16 protein-coding genes and 1 pseudogene are annotated in these 21170 nt (G+C 44.5%); 5 read left to right on the top strand and 12 right to left on the bottom strand.

What is annotated here, in order from left to right:
• Positions 1–5: 5 nt before the first annotated feature.
• Together corA and KO473_RS13015 are read left to right on the top strand one after the other, a co-directional pair.
• Positions 6–1067, top strand: a complete 1062-nt coding sequence (corA, locus tag KO473_RS13010; protein ID WP_005809741.1) for a magnesium/cobalt transporter CorA — start codon at positions 6–8, stop codon at positions 1065–1067.
• Between the two features lie 56 nt (positions 1068–1123).
• Positions 1124–2332: an L-serine ammonia-lyase gene (locus KO473_RS13015; RefSeq protein ID WP_005775976.1), complete on the top strand. Its 1209-nt coding sequence runs from the start codon at positions 1124–1126 to the stop codon at positions 2330–2332.
• A gap of 103 nt (positions 2333–2435) precedes the next feature.
• On the opposite strand, the gene KO473_RS13020 is transcribed toward KO473_RS13015, so the two are convergent.
• The 4 genes from KO473_RS13020 to KO473_RS13035 form a co-directional block, all read right to left on the bottom strand.
• Positions 2436–2936, bottom strand: coding sequence for a PepSY-like domain-containing protein (locus tag KO473_RS13020; RefSeq protein ID WP_022011903.1), 501 nt, complete (start codon positions 2934–2936; stop codon positions 2436–2438).
• 37 nt (positions 2937–2973) lie between these two features.
• Positions 2974–3417: a PepSY-like domain-containing protein gene (locus KO473_RS13025; protein ID WP_005775974.1), complete on the bottom strand. Its 444-nt coding sequence runs from the start codon at positions 3415–3417 to the stop codon at positions 2974–2976.
• Positions 3418–3532: 115 nt separating this feature from the next.
• On the bottom strand, positions 3533–4087 hold the full coding sequence (locus KO473_RS13030; RefSeq protein WP_005775973.1) for a DUF4738 domain-containing protein: 555 nt from the start codon (positions 4085–4087) through the stop codon (positions 3533–3535).
• 151 nt (positions 4088–4238) lie between these two features.
• Positions 4239–4706, bottom strand: coding sequence for a DUF4890 domain-containing protein (locus tag KO473_RS13035; RefSeq protein ID WP_005809744.1), 468 nt, complete (start codon positions 4704–4706; stop codon positions 4239–4241).
• A 960-nt stretch (positions 4707–5666) separates the two neighbouring features.
• Here KO473_RS13035 and ahpC point away from each other — a divergent pair.
• Together ahpC and ahpF are read left to right on the top strand one after the other, a co-directional pair.
• A complete protein-coding gene (gene ahpC / locus KO473_RS13040; RefSeq protein ID WP_005775969.1) occupies positions 5667–6233 on the top strand; it encodes an alkyl hydroperoxide reductase subunit C in 567 nt (188 codons plus the stop codon).
• A 68-nt stretch (positions 6234–6301) separates the two neighbouring features.
• The gene (gene ahpF / locus KO473_RS13045; protein WP_122130777.1) at positions 6302–7852 is read left to right on the top strand and encodes an alkyl hydroperoxide reductase subunit F; all 1551 of its coding nucleotides are present in this window, start codon (positions 6302–6304) and stop codon (positions 7850–7852) included.
• 86 nt (positions 7853–7938) lie between these two features.
• On the opposite strand, the gene KO473_RS13050 is transcribed toward ahpF, so the two are convergent.
• The 8 genes and pseudogenes from KO473_RS13050 to KO473_RS13085 all read right to left on the bottom strand — a co-directional run bounded on the left by KO473_RS13050 (position 7939) and on the right by KO473_RS13085 (position 18493).
• Positions 7939–8946 carry an endonuclease/exonuclease/phosphatase family protein gene (locus KO473_RS13050; RefSeq protein WP_181996063.1) on the bottom strand — a complete coding sequence of 336 codons (1008 nt, stop codon included), beginning with the start codon at positions 8944–8946 and terminating at the stop codon, positions 7939–7941.
• Positions 8947–9019: 73 nt separating this feature from the next.
• Positions 9020–9124, bottom strand: a pseudogene (locus KO473_RS13055) (alkaline phosphatase); the annotation flags it as partial.
• Between the two features lie 9 nt (positions 9125–9133).
• Positions 9134–10120, bottom strand: coding sequence for a metallophosphoesterase family protein (locus KO473_RS13060; protein ID WP_216035126.1), 987 nt, complete (start codon positions 10118–10120; stop codon positions 9134–9136).
• 73 nt (positions 10121–10193) lie between these two features.
• On the bottom strand, positions 10194–11717 hold the full coding sequence (locus tag KO473_RS13065) for a SusD/RagB family nutrient-binding outer membrane lipoprotein (RefSeq protein ID WP_005809757.1): 1524 nt from the start codon (positions 11715–11717) through the stop codon (positions 10194–10196).
• 11 nt (positions 11718–11728) lie between these two features.
• Positions 11729–15115 carry a SusC/RagA family TonB-linked outer membrane protein gene (locus KO473_RS13070; protein ID WP_032543324.1) on the bottom strand — a complete coding sequence of 1129 codons (3387 nt, stop codon included), beginning with the start codon at positions 15113–15115 and terminating at the stop codon, positions 11729–11731.
• A 173-nt stretch (positions 15116–15288) separates the two neighbouring features.
• Positions 15289–16254 (bottom strand): FecR family protein, encoded by a 966-nt coding sequence (locus KO473_RS13075; protein ID WP_005818851.1) that lies wholly within the window; start codon positions 16252–16254, stop codon positions 15289–15291.
• A gap of 638 nt (positions 16255–16892) precedes the next feature.
• Entirely contained in the window at positions 16893–17885 is a 993-nt protein-coding gene (locus tag KO473_RS13080) for a glycoside hydrolase family 43 protein (protein WP_122130780.1), read from the bottom strand.
• A 62-nt stretch (positions 17886–17947) separates the two neighbouring features.
• Positions 17948–18493 carry an RNA polymerase sigma-70 factor gene (locus KO473_RS13085; RefSeq protein WP_005775958.1) on the bottom strand — a complete coding sequence of 182 codons (546 nt, stop codon included), beginning with the start codon at positions 18491–18493 and terminating at the stop codon, positions 17948–17950.
• 132 nt (positions 18494–18625) lie between these two features.
• On the opposite strand from KO473_RS13085, the gene KO473_RS13090 reads away from it, so the two are divergent.
• Positions 18626–21163, top strand: coding sequence for a glycoside hydrolase family 31 protein (locus tag KO473_RS13090; protein WP_122130782.1), 2538 nt, complete (start codon positions 18626–18628; stop codon positions 21161–21163).
• Positions 21164–21170 lie beyond the last annotated feature (7 nt).

A 21170-nucleotide genomic window follows, 5' to 3' on the forward strand; every position in this document is an offset into this window, starting at 1 on the left:
AGAATATGAAGAATAACCTGTTAAGTGAAAGATTAGTTTATACCGGTGAGAGCCAGACTCCCACTCACCTGCATTTGTGTACCTACAATGCCCTCGAAATGCAGGAAGTATCGGGCACCGATTTCCAGGCTGTAGCCAATGCACTCAACCACGAAGAAATCAACTGGCTGCAGATACACGGGCTTCAGAATACCGAGCTCATCCGCGAAATATGCAGCCACTTCGAAATAGACTTTCTTACCCTTCAGGATATTCTGAATGCCGAACATCCCACAAAGATAGAAGAGCATGACAAGTATACGGTACTGATCATGAAAATATTCCGCTTCAACAACAGAGAAGAAACAAGCCCCGAAGATGAGATGGATGAATTGGAGCAGCAACAGGTGTGTATCATACAAGGGAGCAACTTTGTGCTTACCTTTCTGGAAAATGAAACCGACTTCTTCGATGACGTTACCTCCGCCCTGCACAATGACGTACTGAAAATCCGGAGCCGGCAAAGTGACTACCTGCTCAGCGTTTTGCTGAACAGCGTGATGGGAAACTACATTTCCACCGTATCCACCATCGACGACTCGCTGGAAGACCTGGAAGAAGAACTACTCACCATCAGTGACGGAAACGACATCGGCATCCAGATACAGGCACTCCGCCGGCAATATATGCTGATGAAAAAAGCCATTCTTCCGTTAAAAGAACAATACGTCAAACTGTTGAGGGCGGAAAACTCCCTGATGCACAAAGTGAACCGTGCCTTCTTCAATGATGTCAACGACCATCTGCAATTCGTATTGCAAACAATCGAAATATGCCGGGAAACGTTATCGTCTTTGGTAGACCTTTATATATCGAACAATGATCTGCGGATGAACGACATCATGAAGCGGCTCACCATTGTTTCTACCATCTTCATCCCGTTGACTTTTCTTGTCGGTGTATGGGGAATGAACTTTAAGATTATGCCCGAATTGGACTGGCGGTATGGATATGTATACGCCTGGATATTGATGATATTGGTAGGCGCAGCCGTATACTGGTTTTTCCGTAAGAAGAAATGGTATTAAGTTACCAAAAATCTTGAAAAAACAATTACCTTTGCGCAACAACCTAATTAGCTAATATGAAATCAATAAAAGAACTCTATCGTATTGGAACCGGGCCTTCGAGCAGCCACACCATGGGGCCTCGCAAGGCAGCAGAAATGTTCCTCACCCGACATCCTGAAGCAGCATCGTTCAAAGTAACCCTCTACGGAAGCCTGGCAGCGACAGGAAAAGGGCACATGACGGATGTAGCCATCATCGACACATTGGAACCGACAGCACCGGTAGATCTTATATGGCAACCTAAAATATTTCTACCTTTCCATCCCAACGGAATGAACTTCATTGCGCTCGACGCTGATGGCAACGAACTTGAAAACTGGACCGTTTACAGCGTTGGCGGAGGTGCATTGGCCGAAGACAACAAACAAGCTTCCATTGAAAGCCCGGAAGTATATGGCATGAACAGCATGACCGAAATTCTGGATTGGTGCGAACACACCGGAAAGAGTTACTGGGAATACGTAAAAGAATGCGAAGATCCCGATATATGGGACTACCTGAGAGAAGTATGGAATACGATGAAAGAGTCCGTCCAGCGTGGTCTTGAACAAGAGGGTGTACTGCCCGGCCCGTTGAACCTGAGACGCAAAGCCTCCACATATTATATCCGGGCCACCGGATACAAAGCTTCCCTGCAATCCCGCGGACTGGTTTTTGCCTATGCACTTGCCGTAAGTGAAGAAAATGCCTCGGGAGGTAAAATCGTAACGGCACCAACCTGCGGCTCATGCGGAGTAATGCCTGCCGTTCTCTATCATCTTGCCAAGAGCCGTGATTTCAGTGAGATGCGCATTCTTCGCGCACTGGCAACGGCCGGACTAATTGGCAACATCGTTAAGCAGAACGCTTCCATATCCGGAGCGGAAGTAGGTTGCCAGGGAGAAGTAGGCGTGGCATGCGCAATGGCTTCGGCCGCAGCCAACCAATTGTTCGGAGGCAGTCCTGCGCAAATTGAATATGCCGCCGAAATGGGTCTGGAACATCACTTGGGCATGACCTGCGACCCGGTGTGCGGATTAGTACAAATCCCCTGTATCGAACGGAACGCATACGCAGCCGCACGTGCACTGGACGCCAATCTATACTCGTCATTCACCGACGGAATACATCGCGTCTCTTTCGACAAGGTAATACAGGTAATGAAACAAACCGGGCACGATCTCCCTTCACTTTATAAAGAAACAAGCGAAGGCGGACTGGCAAAGGATTACAAGCCGATGTAAAAGGCCATTCTCCATAAAGCGCAAGAGGGTGTGCATGACTCACCACAGATTGCACATCCTCTTGTTCTTTCTATTCACGTGCCTCGGTCGGCAGATTCAACCTTTAAGTTCTGGGCCAGTGAGTATCGTCACTGTTGGTCACATCTTTTTCGTGGAGCAAACCGCCACCTTCCGAAAAGTATAAATCAATCTTCTTACCCTGTTCCACGGTTACCACAAATTCCGTATAAGGTTCATTCGGATATTCCAGTATCGCTACATCATCCACCACCCAATTGCTGTAACTCGACTCCATAAAAGCCGTCAGCACTGCCGGGGGCAGATTATTGATGCTGTTCAACTCGGTTTCCGTCATCAGCCAGGTGGCGTTGGCATCAAACCATACTTCCTTTTCTCTGCCGTCAGCCTGACAATCGGCTACGTAATAAACACCCTTCTGCTCCCACTTAATGGCAGTGGCATTGGGATAAAGCTTCTTCAGTGCATCCTGAATGGCCTGGCTCGGCGGAAGATATCCTGTATCGTCATCATCACCACACGAACTGAAAGCAAACACTACCGACAGCAGCACAGCTGCCAACAAACTAAATTTCAACGATTTCATAATCAAGGTCTTTTTTTAACAGGTTTATTCCAATTTATCAATATTCCGCTTTACGGAAACGGCCGTCTTTGGTAAACTTCAGACTCAAATCCGTATTAAGCTCGACTTCATAACCTCTGCGGTCACGTTCTATCTGAGTTACAAATTCAGAGTTATATCCATTGGACTTCAAATACTCCTTCACGAAGCCGGGGATAATCGATGCGGGAACAGCGGCTTTCTTACAATCCACTTCAATCCAGTTTCCCCGGTTATCGAAGTCGATCTCGGTTGCATTAGTCAACAACACATCGTACTTCTTTGTTTGCAGAATCTCATTTTCTATCTTAATATGCGAAATCTGCGGATTAGAAAAGTGCTGATTAATAAAGTTGCGTGCCGGAAGAGGCAGTGTCATCACGTCTTTCGTAATGATATCACCTGCAAACGCAAATTGAACGGCTATGATAGCCAAAACAAGAATAGATAGAATCTTTTTCATAATCGTTATTTTTAGTGTAAATAATAAGTTTCGGAATTATTTTACACTGCAAATAACGAGATAGAATCGGGAAAGATTTGGTAATAAACAAAAGGGTAAACTCTTTTTGTATTTTTTAACGGCCAGAAGTATCCTCCTCGTATACCTCTTCCAGAAGTTCTTCTTTCTTCATGCTGATCTTCCCATCGGTCGAGATCGTAATGGAGACGGGCACATACAAGTCCGTTTGCGGATAACAGATACTGGCGGCATAGACAAATCCCTCGGGAGTTGTTTTATCATAAGCAATTCCTTCCAGAATGGACTTTGCCATAAAGTCCTCTCCTATCAGAGACGCAAATTGTTTCTTGGTGAAAGTCCTGCTAAAAATACGTTCATTCCCGCGTGTCAGTCTCAGAACAATCTGATTGTCAACGTATGTATTTCCCATCTGGCTCACTACCCGGGGAAGTGAATCATTAGGGGTACGGGATATAAACGAATGGTACTCTTTGCCTTTGTATTTAATATCTATTTCACTCTTCCGGGCTGTCATCCGCTGCAAGCCATGTGCATCGGTGCTATCTTGCATCAAGACACGGATATCGCTCTGTTTCTTTTCAGCTGTACCGGAACACGCAACGATAACCATAAGCATTGTCAACCCAAGCAGATAAATAAGCTTTTTCATATTTGAATCATCTGTTTATTAAATCGTACGGCAAAGGAACAAAAAGCAGTGGAAATATACAAGTATTTCGGTAATTAGTAGCTGACAATTAGTGAGGAACCGGCGCCCTATACCGCTACGCCGGTCCATCACTGATCATCCATACTGAAATTTACTTTCTACCTCCTCTTTTCGGTCCGCGTTCGGCCTTCTGCTTGGTATAGGCCTCATACTGCTCCTTCGTCATTATTTTCTTCAGACTGGCATCGTAAGCCTCACGCGAAGCTTTCATCTCCTGCCGCATCTTTTCTCTGTCTTCTTTCGACATGCGGGGAGCTTTTCTTTTATCCTGTTTACAAGTGCAGCTGTCAGTAGCCTGACTCTGCCCCTCCTTACCTTGCCTCATTTCGGGTTTCATCTTTCCGGGACGTGTTCCCATCTTCTCCATCAGAGCCATATTGGCTTCCAACAGTTGTTTCTTCTGGGTTTCATTCAAAGAGTATTCTTTCGCCATACGTTCAGTCATGCGCTCGGCACGTTCCTTCGGATCCATATTCTGACCACCTCTGCGCGGGCCTTGTGCCATCGCCATTCCCCCTACCATCAAAAGGGCCACTAACAAAAAACTTATTCTTTTCATTGTTCTTTTCTTTTTTAAATTATCAAATAATCATCTGTCTTTTTTGTTGCAACTGTCTATATGACTAAAAAGTCAGATAGAAGTTTAAACGTGAATACAACTTTAACAAAACGCAAACTTATTTCTATTTTGATTAGACTACACCTGTCTGCGCTCTCTTTGCTTTCATATCACCTTCTCTTCCAAGCACCCTTCCCTCCTCTTTCCACGGCGAAGGCTTTAAAATGCCGTTCTGTCAAATTGATAATCGAATGGATCCAGATTTGCTTTTTTCCGGGCAAGAATGCAGTAGAACGTTTTTTTCGTCTCCTTTCCCGGTCAGCCTTTTCCGCTTTATCACCTTTAATCTCTATTTTCAGGCAAGAGAACACTTATTCTATAAGAATAAGAACAAAAAGGGTATTATTTAAGTCCGGCACTTCCCTTTTATCTGTTTCGGCACCTTCATAATCAAAGGTCAACCAGAAAAAAATCTCTCTCTTTTCATCTCTCAAACGGGAACAATATATGTAATGAGAGAAAACATATAGAGATATTCCAAAAAGAAGTAAGCATTTTCTCAAGTTGCTTACGTCTTTCGGACCAAATGCTTACTTCTTTTTCTGGAAACACTGGCTCTTTTGGATGAAAACACCGGCTTTCGCACCGCCCAAGCCTGCTTCTTGAGGAAGAAAAACTCAGTTTTTGCACTTCACTCCCGCCGGTTTGATCCGAATCCTCAAAGGGCTTGTCAGCCAATCAACGTTTTTACTATCTTTCCGGAAGAGGACTAAAGAAATAAGTTACAATATGAACGTTCCGTCCTTATACCAGGCAAAAAACACATGGAGCTGCATACCCCATAAGATTTCATCTATCAGCCGATAAATATTATCAATGGGATTTTTTGTTGAAACGGGAAATTTTGCCATACTTTTGCAACGTAAACAAATAAAGAATGAATCTAAATAAGAAACAATTATGGAACCAATTATCAACTCACAGATGCCTGAATTCAAAGTACAGGCTTTTCAAAACGGAAGTTTTAAAACAGTAAGCAGCGAAGACGTAAAGGGAAAATGGGCTATTTTCTTCTTCTATCCGGCAGACTTCACATTTGTATGTCCGACAGAATTGGTAGACGTTGCCGAAAAGTATGAGCAATTCCAGGCCATGGGTGTGGAAGTGTACTCGGTAAGCACCGACTCCCACTTTGTACACAAAGCATGGCATGATGCTTCGGAAAGTATCCGTAAGATCAAATATCCGATGCTGGCAGACCCGACAGGCGTACTGAGCCGTGGCTTTGGCGTGATGATCGAAGAAGACGGAATGGCTTACCGCGGAACCTTCCTCGTAAATCCGGAAGGAAAGATCAAGATTGCCGAAATACAGGACAACAACATCGGACGTAATGCCGATGAATTACTCCGCAAAGTAGAAGCCGCACAGTTTGTGGCTACCCACGACGGAGAAGTTTGCCCCGCCAAATGGAAAAAAGGCGAAGCAACCCTGAAGCCGAGCATCGATCTGGTCGGTAAGATCTAAGCAGTAATTCTATGAAGACCGGCATCCCCCAATGCCGGTCTTTTTTACCCTAATCAATCTTCAATATAATGTTAGACTCAGCTATAAAAGAACAATTACGTACCATCTTCTCCGGATTGGAGGCGAAGTACACATTCGATATCACTGTCTCACCACAGCACGAAAGCCGCAACGAACTCCTGGACCTTCTGAACGACGTGGCATCTTGTTCAGAGAAACTATCTTGCCGGATCCATGAGGGCGAAGGACTGGAATTTACGCTTCTCAAAGACGACCAAAGGACGGGCATCACTTTCCGCGCCGTCCCCAACGGACATGAATTCAGTTCATTACTACTCGCCGTACTGAACGCAGACGGAAAAGGCAAAAACTTCCCAGACGAAGGGATTTGCAACCGGGTAAAAGCATTGAAAGGACCTATCCGCCTGACAACCTATGTGTCATTGACTTGTACCAACTGTCCCGACGTAGTGCAGGCACTCAATGCCATGACCACACTCAACGCCCGGATCCAGCACCAGACGGTGGATGGTGCCATCAATCAAGCCGAAGTAGAAGCCTTGAAAATACAGGGAGTTCCCTCTGTATTCGCAGACGGCAAACTGATTCATGTAGGCCGCGGCGACTTTGGCGAACTGTTGAGCAAACTGGAAGAACAATATGGAGTGGAACAAAGCGCCCGTGAAAGTTCTATCAGGAAGTATGACGTGATTGTAGTCGGTGGAGGTCCGGCAGGTTCCGCCGCTGCCATCTATTCGGCCCGCAAAGGCCTGAATGTAGCCGTTATTGCCGAAAGAATAGGCGGACAGGTAAAAGAGACAGTCGGCATAGAGAACCTGATTTCCGTTCCCTCAACCACCGGAAGTCAGTTGGCCGATAACTTGAAAACGCACATGGCACAATACCCTATCGACCTGCTCGAACATCGCCGGCTTGAAAAGCTCGAGCTTGAAGGCAAAGACAAAGTGCTCACAGCCAAAGGGGGCGAGCGTTTCTCTGCTCCGGCAGTAGTCGTTGCCACCGGTGCAAGCTGGCGTAAACTGAATGTACCGGGCGAAGCGGAATACATCGGCCGGGGAGTTGCATTCTGCCCGCATTGCGATGGCCCGTTCTACAAAGGAAAACATGTGGCTGTCGTAGGAGGAGGAAACTCCGGAATCGAAGCTGCCATCGATCTGGCAGGCATCTGCTCAAAAGTCACGGTACTCGAATTTATGGATGAACTGAAAGCAGACCAAGTGTTGCAGGAGAAACTGAAAAGCCTGCCGAACGTAGAAGTCTTCGTCCATTCGCAGACCACCGAAGTGATAGGCAATGGCGACAAAGTTACCGGCATCCGTGTCAAAGACCGTCAGACGGAGCAGGAACAGGTGATCGGGTTAGACGGCATTTTTGTACAGATAGGACTGATGCCCAACAGCGGTATTTTCCGGGAGACGGTAGAAGTAAACCGTCCGGGTGAAATCATAATAGACTCCCACTGCCGCACCAATGTTCCGGGGATCTATGCTGCCGGAGATGTCTCCACCGTTCCCTACAAACAGATTATCATCGCAATGGGGGAAGGTGCCAAAGCAGCACTCGCAGCATTCGAAGACCGGATGCGTGGGGAGATTTAAGACACAGAGTAACACAGAGCATTTATGTCAATAATCAATGACTTAAAATTCACTCTGTGTTACTCTATGTCTTCTGTGGTGAAACATCACTTCATCTTAAACGTTACCAACAGTCCTTTATGATCGGTCGGCCATACGTCCAACGGAAGCAGGAATTTGTCTTTTGAAGTCTCCTGTACTCTCTGGTTACGTACGATAGAGCCTTTCGGACCAAAGATCACCGCTTTCTTTGCTTCAATATCCTTTCCCTGATAGAAAATAAAATCAATGCGGTCACGTTCGTCCGCTTTCGGTGCCCATGTCAGTTTACCGGGTTCTTTCAGCGGATTATCTGCCGGATATGTAAATCCCGGGTGAGTCAGCGGATTCGGGTAAATATGGCGGTATGTATCTATAAATCCGTCCTTCTCCAACAATGTTGTCACTGTCCAGGGAATTACGAGACCATTATGGTCGTACAGATTCTTGTTTTCCTCAATCCAGTCCAGATGTGAAGGTTCGTTGAAGTCACCGCCTACAATCACGCTATATCCGTTTGCAATGTCCTTTTTGGCCTCAGCGATAAACATCTTGATAGCGTCATCGCGTTGAGATGCCACATTCACTTTGAGCACCTCTTCCACAGTAGTCGGAATAGGTATCTCTTTCCAACTGGAACCGTCATAACCACGCACATTGTAATATGCACAATCCAGATAGTCCAAATGCGCCGTATAAACAGCCACTTTATATCCGTCCACCGAGCTGGTCAGTTTATAGATACTTCCGTGATCTCCGTTTTCCGGAAATACAGTCAGTGAATCCGTGATCGGATGTTTGCTCAGCAAGCCTGTGTCATAAGTATAGAAAGAGTAATAATCCAGCCCTTTCTCTTTGAGAGAAGCCACAATACGGTCGTTGAAACGAGTGTTATGGTAATTGCGTACTTCACTGAACGTCACAAAATCGGGTTGCAAACGTACAATCTCGTTAACGATTGCATCATATCCTCCCGGAACCATTGTACCTTCCTGCCATACATTCCATTGCAGAACCGTAAATTCACCTTTACCTTTACTTTGCCCCACCATAGTTACCAGCAGGAAAAGCGTCATAAAAAAAATCTTTTTCATTTTATCCAATTTATATTATGTGCATTGTTTTTCTTCGGGTTGTGACAGTACTGTTTTACTTGAAAACCTGTATCATCGGACGTCCTGTCCAAACTTGCGGCTGTTTCACTCCAAAAACATATCCCATCGTGGCGGCAGTGTCATATCGCATCATGCTTTTGTGCAACCTTTATTCTTTAGTAAAATCGGCAGGATAGGTCACTTGTTGAACAATCCCTTCTTTCAGGCGTATCCATGTACGGAAGCTGCTTGCGTTTTCATCCAGCTCTATCACCCTCGCACCGTTTGTCAGATGGTTATAGACTGTATTACCGCCAGTATAACGTCCGTATGCCAGCAAGATGCCCTTCCATGACACAGCATAGTCGTCATCATGATCGTGTCCCACAAATACACCTCTCACATCTCCCATCTCTTTCATGGCAGTAAACAAGCCCGAATTTAATTGGGGAGCACATGCTTTTTCTTTACGAATACCATAAAGTATTGCGCTTTCGGAAGAGGCTGCCTGATTATACTCCGGCAAAGCTATATGAAAAAATGCATACGACGAAACCGGAACGCCATTATTTTCCGCAGTAAACTTCTTACTGTTCTCACGATACCACTGAATCTGGTCAAATTTTATATAATCGTATCCGTTCACCCCTTTTATCTGTGAATAAGAATGGGAGTCGATGCAATAAAGAACCGTTGCATTGCGTTTTCCGTCCGACGACTTCACAGGCAGGATAAAATTGGTCACCCCCGAAATTCCCGGAGTGGTCTGTGTCAGGTTGTAAAGAACGGACTGGATAATCTTCAGCAGCTCTTCACGGGTCAATCCCTGCTCATTATCATGATTCCCGAAAGTTACGGCAAAAGGAATCTCTCTTTTAGATACCAGATTCAATACCGTACGCATCCCTTCTTCCGCGGGTTTGCCATAAATCACGTCACCTGTGAAAAGAACAAGATCGGGTTTTTCCAAATCCAGTACCTGATTGATACGCTCAACCGATATGTCCGAACGGGGGTCGTTATAGATATAATGAACATCGGTAAACTGGACAATCTTGAATTTACCGTCTTTGTTGAACCGGAGAGTTTGCTGCTGTGCACTTGCCAGCTGAAGGCTTCCCAACAGGATAGCCAGCAATAAATAAATTTGTTTCATGGTTATGATTATTTGGGTATAAAGAAGGACGCACAGGATATACCTGTGCGTTTACCTTCAAATGAATAATAATTTACTGGAGAATCCACATTAACTTATTCACATCGTCCGAACCGTTGTACTGACGCTGAACAGCTTCGTTGGCGTTATCCGGATTATAACTGAATTCAGCCTCCGGATACATCCATCTTGTAGGGATCTTATCCTTTTCTGTATTCAGGTTCGTATTCGGATTGATAGGCAATACCGGATATCCTGTACGGCGGTAGTCATAGTAAGCATCATACGGATGTTGCAGGAACGAGGCCAGATAACGTTGCAATAAGATCATCTCCAGGTCTTTTTCCTTATCACCGGATAACTGGATGACCGGTTGTGCCAAGTATTCCTGTATATACTCTTGGGTAATGGTACGTCCATGAGTATACTCTTCCTTATCAGGCGTGTTGTCCGCTATAAAATTCATGCTGGCTTCTATACCTTTCTTATAATAAGTAGAAGCATCTCCCGAAATCCAACCGCGTACAGCTCCTTCAGCCAATATAAAGTTCTGCTCCGCATAGCTCAGGCGCATCAGAGGTTCCCCCTCCGGAATACGGGTATAGCGAAGGTTAGCCAGGCAGAATTCACCTTTTCCGTACAGGACAGAGATATTTGAATAGCTGTCCGAAGGATCTACCGAAAGATAAGCATCCCACTCGGACTCTTTCACCCCTTTGTCTGTCTGGGCTTTCGAAGGAGAAGCATAATAGAACATGCGGTAGTCATTGAACTTTTTCAGGTTATCGATAATCACGCTCGACATCATCAGATAGTCAGAATGCTTGTTTTGTGTATAGTAGAACGGATAAAGCTGTCCGGCCTTATTAGAATATACCAGTTGGAAGTTATCTGCATTCGATGTCATCAGCGAACCCGAGGCAGCCAGTCGGGCAAAGCGTTCTTTCACTTTCAGGTCTGCGTCCGCCTCTTTCTTACACAAGTGGGTCAGTACCTTCAGTTCGAATGCAACCACGGTCTTTTTCCAGTTTTCAGTGTCACCGCCAAAGATAGGGTCACCGTCAAAGTCATCACCCGATGAGAATAAAGTGTAAGCCTCTTCCAAATCTTCCAATACCTGGCGCATCACCTCTTTCTGTGTATCGTATTTAGGCTTCTGAACTCCCTCTTCGCCTTTCAAAGCATCACTGTAAGGGATATCGCCCACTTCCAATGATTTATAAAACAGCTTATAGGCCTTCATAAATTTAGCCAAAGCAGCATACGAGTCCTTATCTCCATCATTGGCCGCATCAATCATCTTCTGGCAGTTTGTGAGAATGGTATAACCGTCAAAATCGGTTCTGCCAAACAAATTGTACTGTTCATCCGAAGCATTCTCCGACCATGCGATCTGCTTGCTCAGCATACTGTGGTATACAAAATTCTTTGCAGCACCCTGTTGTGTGATATTCAGGATAAGTTTTGTCGCCAACATGGGGGCTGTCACCTTGGTTGCGGCATCCGGGTTCGTATTCAAATCATCAAACTTGTTACAAGATGCCAGGATAGCGGCACTTGCTGTAAGTAAAAGCAACGTTTTATTTATTAGTTTCATAATTTCCATTTTTACAAATCAAACTTAACATTAAATCCGACATATCTCATAGAAGGTGAATTCAGGTCGTCCGAATCCACATCCGGGTCAGCATACTTAAACTCTTTCATCCAGATCAATAAGTTCTGTCCGATCAAACCGAGTGTAACGCCTTTCATATGCAGTTTATCACATACTGATTTGGGCATTGTGTACAACAATGAAAGCTCACGCAATTTCAGGAATGTACAGTCGTGAACGTTCTGGTAAACCTTGCCACCCGACCACGGATTGTAGTTCTTGATATAGCTTTCATACGAAACCTGTGTATCGTTCGGTGCAAACACACGCGTATCACTGATAATCTTTCCGGTTGTATCGTATTCAACCTTACCCGATACCACTTTCACACCCTGGCCCACATAGTTCTTTTTGCCGTTCACCACTTCATCATAACGCCATTTGTTATCACTATCGGGGTGTACACCGGTGTTCCACATGGTCTGCTCCGTACGAGAATAAGCCATACCGCCTACACGTCCGTCCAGCGAGATTCCCAAAGTCCATTCTTTATAGCGCAAGGTAGTGCTAAGCCCCCAGATCCAGTCCGGATATTCATTACCCATTACCGACTGGTATTTGCTTTGTACGGGATAACCGTTTTCATGAATGATGTTTCCCTGAGGGTCACGTTCCCAGTCATAGATGCCATACCAGTCCCAACGTTTACCGGCAGCTACCCAAGGTTTCTGTGTAGAGTACACCGGGTCAACCTTAGCATAGAAGTAACGGTCACGGGCCCAGTTAGCATTCACTTCCCAATTCCAGTCTTTTGATTGGATCAAAGACGCTGTCAACGAAACTTCCACTCCCCGACGAACCTGCTCTTCATCATAGTTCACCAATGTTTTGGTAAAACCGGACGATCCACTGATTGTAGCTTCACGTGTCAGGTTGTATTTCAGCTTGTTATAATAAGAAATATCAAAGCGCAAACGGTTGTTCCATACATTGAAAGCAGTACCGATTTCGTAAGAACGCGCAGCAGTCGGTTCAAGGGTTGTACTGCGAATCATTTCCGGATATACGGCAGTATTCATTCCGTCCCATACGTTGGTGCTTACACTGTAAGCCTGATTCGTATCATAAATGCCCAAGTCGCTCTTCGTTACAGTCCAGGCACCTCTCAGTTTCCAGAAGTTCAGCCATTCGGGCATCTTCAGCAACTGCGACATGATGATACTTCCCGATACAGCCGGATAGAAATAAGAACGTGTTTCCGAGGGCAAAGTAGACGACCAGTCATTACGTGCCGTAACATCCACAAACACGGTGCTCTTCCAGGAAGCAGAGAATTTTCCGTAAATAGAATTCACCTGTTTTTGCTTGTATGAACTTGAAGAAGCGATCGGGTCAACCGATGCCTTCAGCGAATAATAGCCCGGAATGCTCAATCCGTTACGGGTATTCGATGATATGGCATCATCATAGTAATAATAGATGGTACCTCCGACAAAACCATCGATGGCAAAATCGCCAAAACTGTGGTTGGCAGATAACAAGGCATCACCATTGAAACTGAATCCGGTAGATTTGGATGTATAGAAGTATCCGTTCTTGTCCCATCCGCCGCGGGCACTCATTGCGTTTTTCTTTTCCGTACGGCTGGCATAAGCATCGGCACCAGCTCTCATTGAGAAGTTCAGCCAGGGCATGATGTCATATTTACCCGACAAGTAAGTATTTACTTTATCATAATCATTCGATGAAGTCATTTCATGCGCCAGATAATAAGGGTTATCATACCACACGTCATTCATCCAGTTCTGTTCTTCGTCTTTCTTTCTCCAATAGTTTTTATAGTCGCGCACATCATAATCGGTACCTGTCCATACCAACAGGTTGTAGATGTAACCGCCGCCGCCATAACCGGCTCCTTCACCATTGGGATAGAAACGCTTGTTGTAGATCGCGCCTCCTTCGAAACTCAGTTTGCCGAACTTCATGTCTCCACCTACCGAATAAGTAATCTTATTCAATCTCTGGTTCGGATATTGTCCCTTGTTATAAACATGCGACAAAGAAGAGCGGAAACTACCGTATTTACCGGTCTGGCTGATACTGATATTGTTATTGGTGATGAAACCTGTTTCCAGGAAGTTCTTAAAGTTGTCTTTACCTTTCGAAACCAACGGCATCTCTTTCCACTCATAAGTATACGGGTCATACTGTACGGCTGTACGGCCGATATCCAATTTATCACCCCAAACAAAGTCGGCAGCGGTATATTTACCTCCCTGACCGGTACTGTATCCGTGTTGCACTTCCGGCAACACCAGATAGCCGGCATTGAACATCGTACTACTGTTTACCGAAATATTCAGTCCTTCCTGGCTACCTTTCTTTGTAGTCACCATGATAGCTCCCGAACCTCCGCGGGCACCATACAAAGCCGATGCAGTAGCTCCTTTCAATACGTCAACAGACTCAATGTCATCCGCCGCGATATCATTCAGAGAGATATTGCTATACGGCACACCGTCCACAACCAATAACGGAGTCTCACCACGCAGTTTGAGGGTCGGAGCCGTATTGAACTCCGTACTGTTGGTTACGTTCAGACCGGCAACCTTACCGGTCAGTGAAGTAGCGATGTTAACAGGTTTCACAGTGGACAACTTACTTCCACCCACCTTCTGGACAGCGTAACCCAATGCCTTTTCTTCGCGTTTGATACCCAAAGCTGTTACCACCACTTCATCAAGCACTTCTGCGTCTTCCGCCATTTTAATTCTCAGCATGGTTTTTCCGTTCACCGGCACTTCCTGCTGTTGGTATCCGATAAAGGAAACGATCAGTACACCATTGGTAGGCACTTCCAATTTAAAGTTACCCTCCACGTTCGTAATCGTTCCGGTTCCCTGAGCACCTTTCAATTTGATGTTAGCCCCGATTATAGGCTCACCTGCGGTATCTACGATGGTTCCCGATACTTGAATTGTATTCTTTTTCTGTTGGGGAGATGCAGCCAAAGACTGTGCTTCAGCCTCTTTGCGTACATGAAGAGAAATATAATTATCTGCGAAATTATAAGAAATATTATTCTTAGAGAGCACCTCGCTCAGTAAATCGGCCACCCTATGAGTACCTTTCTTCACACTTACCTGGCGAGAAGCATTGATTTCTGCATCACTATAGATAAACAGATAGTCTGTCTGTCTTTCAATTTCCGCCATAAACTCCTTTAACGGAAGTTGGTTTCGAGACATGTTTACCCTTGCATTTTGCGAGCTTACACCAGCATGTGCCTGGAGGATAAGCAGAAATAATAGCAAGACTGTGCATTTCATAATTCGCAAGATTTGAATAATTTCACGTTGTTTAATTGCATAAGATAACAGCAATAAGTTTTTTTTCATACTTTTGCAATGTAATAAGGTTAATACTTTGTTGTTTTTTATTAGGACCAGCCAAATGTGTTGACTTTATCGGGAGGGAAAGGTGTACCAGACCATTTCCTCCTTTTTTTCACTTCATACTGTTTTTCTATTTCATAGGCATCTGTTTTTAGTTAGAGTATCATCCGTATTTATCAATAAATAATAATTTCTTCTTCACTAACTATCTTGTATTTGAAAGGCATGGCACCTTGCAAAGCTTTTAAGATACTCTCCAAAGAATCACTTTGCCGGAATTTACCGGAAATGCGTTGGGTTGCATTGACCGAACGTTCTATCTTGAAAATTACGTCATTCCATAAAGCGACGCTGTTCAGCACTCTCCCGAAAGGTTCCGACAGGAAGCTCACTATTCCGTTCTTCAGGTATTCTTCATTATCAAAGTCTGATTCCCGCTTCATCAGACGGTCTCCCCACAGCACCGCCTTCTCTTTGGGTTGCAGAAATACTTCATTCCTTATATCTGCCGGATCATAAATATGAACACAGCCTTCTACAAGGTCCGTCTCAAATTCAGCACTATTCTTATAGGCCGATATATTGAATTTAGTTCCGAGCACTCTGACCCGATAGCCCTTGGCCGAAACGATAAACGGCTTTTCAAGATTCTTTGCCACATCAAAATAAGTAGCGCCATCCAATTCTACTTTACGGTCCGACTCATTAAAAGATGCCGACAGGCGGAGACTGCTGCAAGGACTCAGCCAGGCAACGGTTCCATCCGGTAAATCCACTTTTACCCGCTGTCCCTTGGGAGCTGTAATCATAGTATAGTTTTTACCGAATTCCTCTGACAAGTATTGCTTTGTGACATAGAAAGTACCTGCAATCAACACCGCAAAAACAGCGGCATATTTCAAAGATACGGTAATTGTCCGCTTCAATCTTTTACGAAACAGGAGTTTCGCGAAATGCTGCTTCCCTTTTCGGCTGACTTCAGGATCGTCCTGCCGGGAAAGTATTCCGGTCAACGCTACTACATTCTGCATCCGGAGAAACTCTTTCTTCAGAGTTTCATCCGTCTCTATCCGGTCGAAAAGGTCTTTTTTCTCCCGGTCAGTCATTTCTCCTGCAAAATATTTATCTATTAGTTCATTCATTTTTTAGGGTTTCTATTAATAAGGCGTAACAGCCTTTAAAATCCACTAAAAGAAAAACAACTTTTTTTCAAAAAACTTTTTTTCTTTGCAATCAGACCCGTGCAGCCAGAATAAAGCATCACAATCCCCTGTCCCGGCCTTTCATCGGTTCATACCTCTCCCTCTCCGGAAACCTCTTCTGAACAAGCCCATCACAAGATTAAAATCAAACACACAAAAGTCCCTGATCAAAGTTCGTCAGAATACTAAAGAAAATGGGATTCTCCATATCATACTGTCCATCTCAGCACTCAAGATGTGTATCTTAGCAGCCAAGATGTAGATCTCGGCAGCCAAGATGTCCATCTTAGCGGCTAAGATGAACTTTACATGCAGACCAGAAGATTTTTCAGTCATGACTTCACCACTTCATAAAGAAGCACATCCCATCAAGCAATGGACTTCTTAATGCACTTTCTCACTCTTAACGATCACCGCATTTGCCCGAAGACACCCTACTGATCCCAAACAATAAAACGGCCTCAGATGCAATTTCAAATGTCATCGACAGTTTGAAAAAGTCAGCATCTGCGGCCGTTTACAAAACCAGCTTTGTTCATGTGCCATTCTGTTTCCGGCACATCTCCCAAACGATTTCCTTATTTCTTCTTGATCTTCTGTGGAGGTACACCCTCAAAAGTCATCTTCACAGGTTTAATAAATCCGTCTTTGTCAAAAGTCATTTTGTCAATGCAAGTCGCGCGGTGATCGCGCGCATTATCATTCAGCGAACGACGATGATAAACAATATAATAATCATCCGACCCGGGAGCATGCAACACCGAGTGATGTCCGGCACTGGTTGCCACTGAAGAATCCTGCTCCAGAATTTTGGCTACACGTTTAAAAGGACCGAACGGAGAATCGGAAATAGCATAAGCTACAGAGTAATCAGGGCTTCCCCAACCTCCTTCACTCCACATAAAATAATATTTGCCGTCTTTCTTGAACATAAACGGTCCTTCGACATAATTTTCCGGAGTCACTTCTTTATAGATAGTACCGTCTTCGAAAGGTACCAATCCTGTAAAGTCATCGTTCAACTGCACTACATTGCAATGTCCCCAACCACCATAATACATATAATAACGCCCGTCATCATTGTACACAAACTGGTCGATCGGTTGCGCTCCATTCACTATCTCATTAATCAACGGCTTGCCCAGCAAATCTTTGTACGGTCCTTCCGGACGATCGCTGACTGCCACGCCAATGCCACCAATCTCTCCTTCGTGAACATCGTTCGCTCCAAAAAAGAAATAATATTTTCCATTTTTGCTAATCACCGAAGGAGCCCACATCGCTTTCTTAGCCCATTTAACGGCTGTAGTATCCAGAACCGAAGCATGTTTGGTCCAGTTCACAAGGTCTTTGGAAGAGAAACAATCAAAGAAAGTCTGTTTTTCGTAAACATCGCTCCAAGTTGGAAAGATCCAATAAGTATCATCATAAATAATGCCTTCCGGATCGGCATACCACCCCTGGAGTACAGGATTACCACTCGTGGCCTTATGGGCAGCCACTTTCTTTTGCTGTGCAAAGCAGCAAGCACCGCCCACCATCAGGACGATGCAAATAACTAAGTGTTTCATTGTTGTGTTTTGAATATAAAATAAGTAATTCCTAATAGCTTGACAAAAATAGGGATTCTTTTTCAGATAATGAAAACAAAAAGGGGAAAGTAGTCTTTCAGTTCTTCTTTTAACTTGCGCAATGCGATGGCAATCTGATTCTCAACCGTATTGGGAGAAACATTCAGCCGTATAGCTATCTCTTTATAACGGAGATTCTGCAAACGGCTCATAATAAATATTTCACGGCAACGCTCCGGCAAGCGATTGATGGCATTATTCAATATCTCCTCAATGTCAGCATCCGAAAGGCGATCATTGTCAAATGCTTCCAATGAATATAGTTTCAGTTGGAGTTCCCTGTTTTCTATCTCCGAAAGCGAACCTTTACGGATATCACGAACCATCTCTTTACGAAAATAGTCGATACAACGGTTTTTTGCCAATGTAAACAGATAGGCATTCAGGTTCTGAAGTGTTTCGATGATATCTCTGTGTTCCCATAAATAGATAAAGATTTCCTGGACAATATTCTCCGATTCATCCTCTGAAATCAGATACGTTTGGGTAAAACGCAGTAACTTCGGAAAATAAACATCATAAATTTCTGAGAAATCGTCTTTTTTCATACTATCATCTGTTGTAACTAAAGGAACGATAATTATTGCACAGGTTGCAAAGATATAAAAAGATTTAAAATTCATTATTACGAATATATGAATATTACTCTTATCTTTGTGAAAAACTAACATAAATACAACATGAAATATTTAGCAGTCTATTTTTTACTGGCATTGCAAGGAGTTCTGTTCAGCCTTTCACTCTCGGCAGCAACTCCTCAGAACACAATAGCCTATTGTGATGGGAACGTACGTTTTAGCATTCTCACAGATGGGGTTATCCGTATGGAATGGAGTCCTTCGGGTACGTTTACCGACGCCCCATCATTTGTAGCAATCCACCGTAACTTACCGATTCCGGAGTACACGGTACAAAATAAAAGTGCGGTGGTAGTGATAAGTACCGCCCGTATGAAATTGAAATATAAAAAAGGAAAAGGTCCTTTTACAAAAGATAATTTAACGATTACATCGGCCAAAGGAATGTTGCCCTTCGAGTGGACACCCGGTACAACGCAAAAGGGAAACCTAAAAGGGACGGACCGCACACTGGATGGTTTTGAAGGAAACCACAACATATACAGCCATCAGGACATGAAGCTGGAAGACGGTCTTCTCTCAACAGACGGATGGACTCTGATTGACGATTCAAAAAATTTCCTGTTTGATGATTCGGAATGGCCCTGGGTAGAGACACGTGAAAATAAAGACGGACAAGACTGGTACTTCATGGCCTATGGACACGACTACAAAGCTGCCCTGAAAGATTATACAGCCTTTGCGGGAAAAGTTCCTCTCCCACCCCGGTACGCATTCGGCTATTGGTGGTCAAGATATTGGAGTTATTCGGACAAGGAGATGCGGCAATTGGTGGACAACTTCCACACTTATAATATTCCTCTGGATGTATTGGTGGTAGACATGGACTGGCACTATACCGAACCGGGATTCGGCGGATGGACGGGATGGACATGGAATCGCCGACTCTTTCCGGATCCTGCCAAATTCCTCGGTTATCTGAAAGACAATGACTTAAAGATTACCCTAAATCTACATCCTGCCGATGGTGTGGCCCCTTATGAAGAAAAATATCCGGAGATGGCACAATGGATGGGAATAGATACGGCTAAACACGAACCTATCCCCTGGGTAGTTTCGGACAAACATTTTATGAACGGTATGCTGAACAAGGTACTCCGCCCCATGGAAAAACAAGGAGTAGACTTCTGGTGGCTCGACTGGCAGCAATGGATGTATGATAAGAAAGTGGACAGCCTCAGTAATACCTGGTGGATCAATTATGTTTTCTTCTCGGATATGGAGCGTAACCGTGATACGCGTCCGATGCTCTATCATCGCTGGGGAGGACTGGGCAATCACCGTTACCAGATCGGCTTCTCGGGAGATGCTGTCATATCATGGAAATCGCTTGAATTCCAACCTTACTTTACCAACTGCGCCTCCAATGTATTGTATGGTTACTGGAGCCATGACATCGGTGGGCACATGTTCAAAGGCGGTGAAAAAGAAATACTCGATCCGGAACTTTTCACCCGCTGGATGCAATACGGTGCTCTGACACCCGTGATGCGAACTCACTCTACAAAGAATGCGGTCCTGAATAAAGAATTATGGAATTTCAAAGGGGATTATTTCGAAGCCTTACGTAACTCGATCCTATTCCGCTACCAATTGGCTCCTTATATATATACGATGGCCCGGGAGACTTACGATAATGGTATTTCTATCTGCCGCCCGATGTATTACGATTATCCTGAAGCCAAAGAGGCATACGATTTCAGAAACGAATACATGTTTGGCGACCAGATTTTGGTAGCCCCCATCACTACTCCCATGCAAAACGGACTTTCCACAGTAAAGGTGTGGCTGCCGGAAGGTAACGACTGGTTTGAATGGACAACCGGAACCTTGTTGAAAGGAGGACAGACAGTAGAACGCTCGTTTACACTGACCGAATATCCGGTATACGTAAAAGCGGGCTCCGTACTCCCTCTTTACAACCGGGTGAAGAATCTGAACAGCAATAACGAAGAAATCATCGTAAATGTATTCCCCGGAGGAAGCGGTTCGTTCTGTTTCTATGAAGACAACGGCAATGATAAATATTATGCCAACGAATATGCCCGTACCCAGATGGCCTGTGAACGAAAAGATAATCTTTTAACCGTAACGATTGCTCCTCGGAAAGGCAGCTATCGCAACATGCCGCCTAACCGTCAGTTTAAGATAAAAGTATTAGGTTCCGCCATTCCGAAAGCAATCACCGTGAATGGAAGCAAAGCAGAATATGAATACATCGGTGATGAATTGGCATTACTGATCACTCTACCGGAAACATCGTGCAGCCAGGGAAACACGATAGAAATTCAATATCCGACTTCTATCCCGGAATTAAATGACGGAATGGTTTCACAATTCAAACGATTCAGCAAGGCTGTCACTGCGCTCAAATACCGGGATGCCGGGATCGTATTGACCCCTGCCATGGGAGCGACCGAAGCGACCAGCATTGCACTGAATTACTCGCCCGAACGTTTTAACAAACTGATAGAAGCATTCAAAAGAAACTATAGTCAAATGCCGGAAATGCTCAAGGAGCAAAAACTGAACGAAACTAATACCCAATGGTTTTTGGAAACAATCGGCTGGAAAAAATAGAACCACT

The sequence above is a fragment of the Bacteroides sp. HF-4919 genome (assembly GCF_018860125.1).

Coding starts and splice junctions, on each gene's coding strand:
- corA (WP_005809741.1), top strand. CDS start 6: ATGAAGAATAACCTGTTAAGTGAAAGATTAGTTTATACCGGTGAGAGC.
- KO473_RS13015 (WP_005775976.1), top strand. CDS start 1,124: ATGAAATCAATAAAAGAACTCTATCGTATTGGAACCGGGCCTTCGAGC.
- KO473_RS13020 (WP_022011903.1), bottom strand. CDS start 2,936: ATGAAATCGTTGAAATTTAGTTTGTTGGCAGCTGTGCTGCTGTCGGTA.
- KO473_RS13025 (WP_005775974.1), bottom strand. CDS start 3,417: ATGAAAAAGATTCTATCTATTCTTGTTTTGGCTATCATAGCCGTTCAA.
- KO473_RS13030 (WP_005775973.1), bottom strand. CDS start 4,087: ATGAAAAAGCTTATTTATCTGCTTGGGTTGACAATGCTTATGGTTATC.
- KO473_RS13035 (WP_005809744.1), bottom strand. CDS start 4,706: ATGAAAAGAATAAGTTTTTTGTTAGTGGCCCTTTTGATGGTAGGGGGA.
- ahpC (WP_005775969.1), top strand. CDS start 5,667: ATGGAACCAATTATCAACTCACAGATGCCTGAATTCAAAGTACAGGCT.
- ahpF (WP_122130777.1), top strand. CDS start 6,302: ATGTTAGACTCAGCTATAAAAGAACAATTACGTACCATCTTCTCCGGA.
- KO473_RS13050 (WP_181996063.1), bottom strand. CDS start 8,946: ATGACGCTTTTCCTGCTGGTAACTATGGTGGGGCAAAGTAAAGGTAAA.
- KO473_RS13060 (WP_216035126.1), bottom strand. CDS start 10,120: ATGAAACAAATTTATTTATTGCTGGCTATCCTGTTGGGAAGCCTTCAG.
- KO473_RS13065 (WP_005809757.1), bottom strand. CDS start 11,717: ATGAAACTAATAAATAAAACGTTGCTTTTACTTACAGCAAGTGCCGCT.
- KO473_RS13070 (WP_032543324.1), bottom strand. CDS start 15,115: ATGAAAAAAAACTTATTGCTGTTATCTTATGCAATTAAACAACGTGAA.
- KO473_RS13075 (WP_005818851.1), bottom strand. CDS start 16,254: ATGAATGAACTAATAGATAAATATTTTGCAGGAGAAATGACTGACCGG.
- KO473_RS13080 (WP_122130780.1), bottom strand. CDS start 17,885: ATGAAACACTTAGTTATTTGCATCGTCCTGATGGTGGGCGGTGCTTGC.
- KO473_RS13085 (WP_005775958.1), bottom strand. CDS start 18,493: ATGAAAAAAGACGATTTCTCAGAAATTTATGATGTTTATTTTCCGAAG.
- KO473_RS13090 (WP_122130782.1), top strand. CDS start 18,626: ATGAAATATTTAGCAGTCTATTTTTTACTGGCATTGCAAGGAGTTCTG.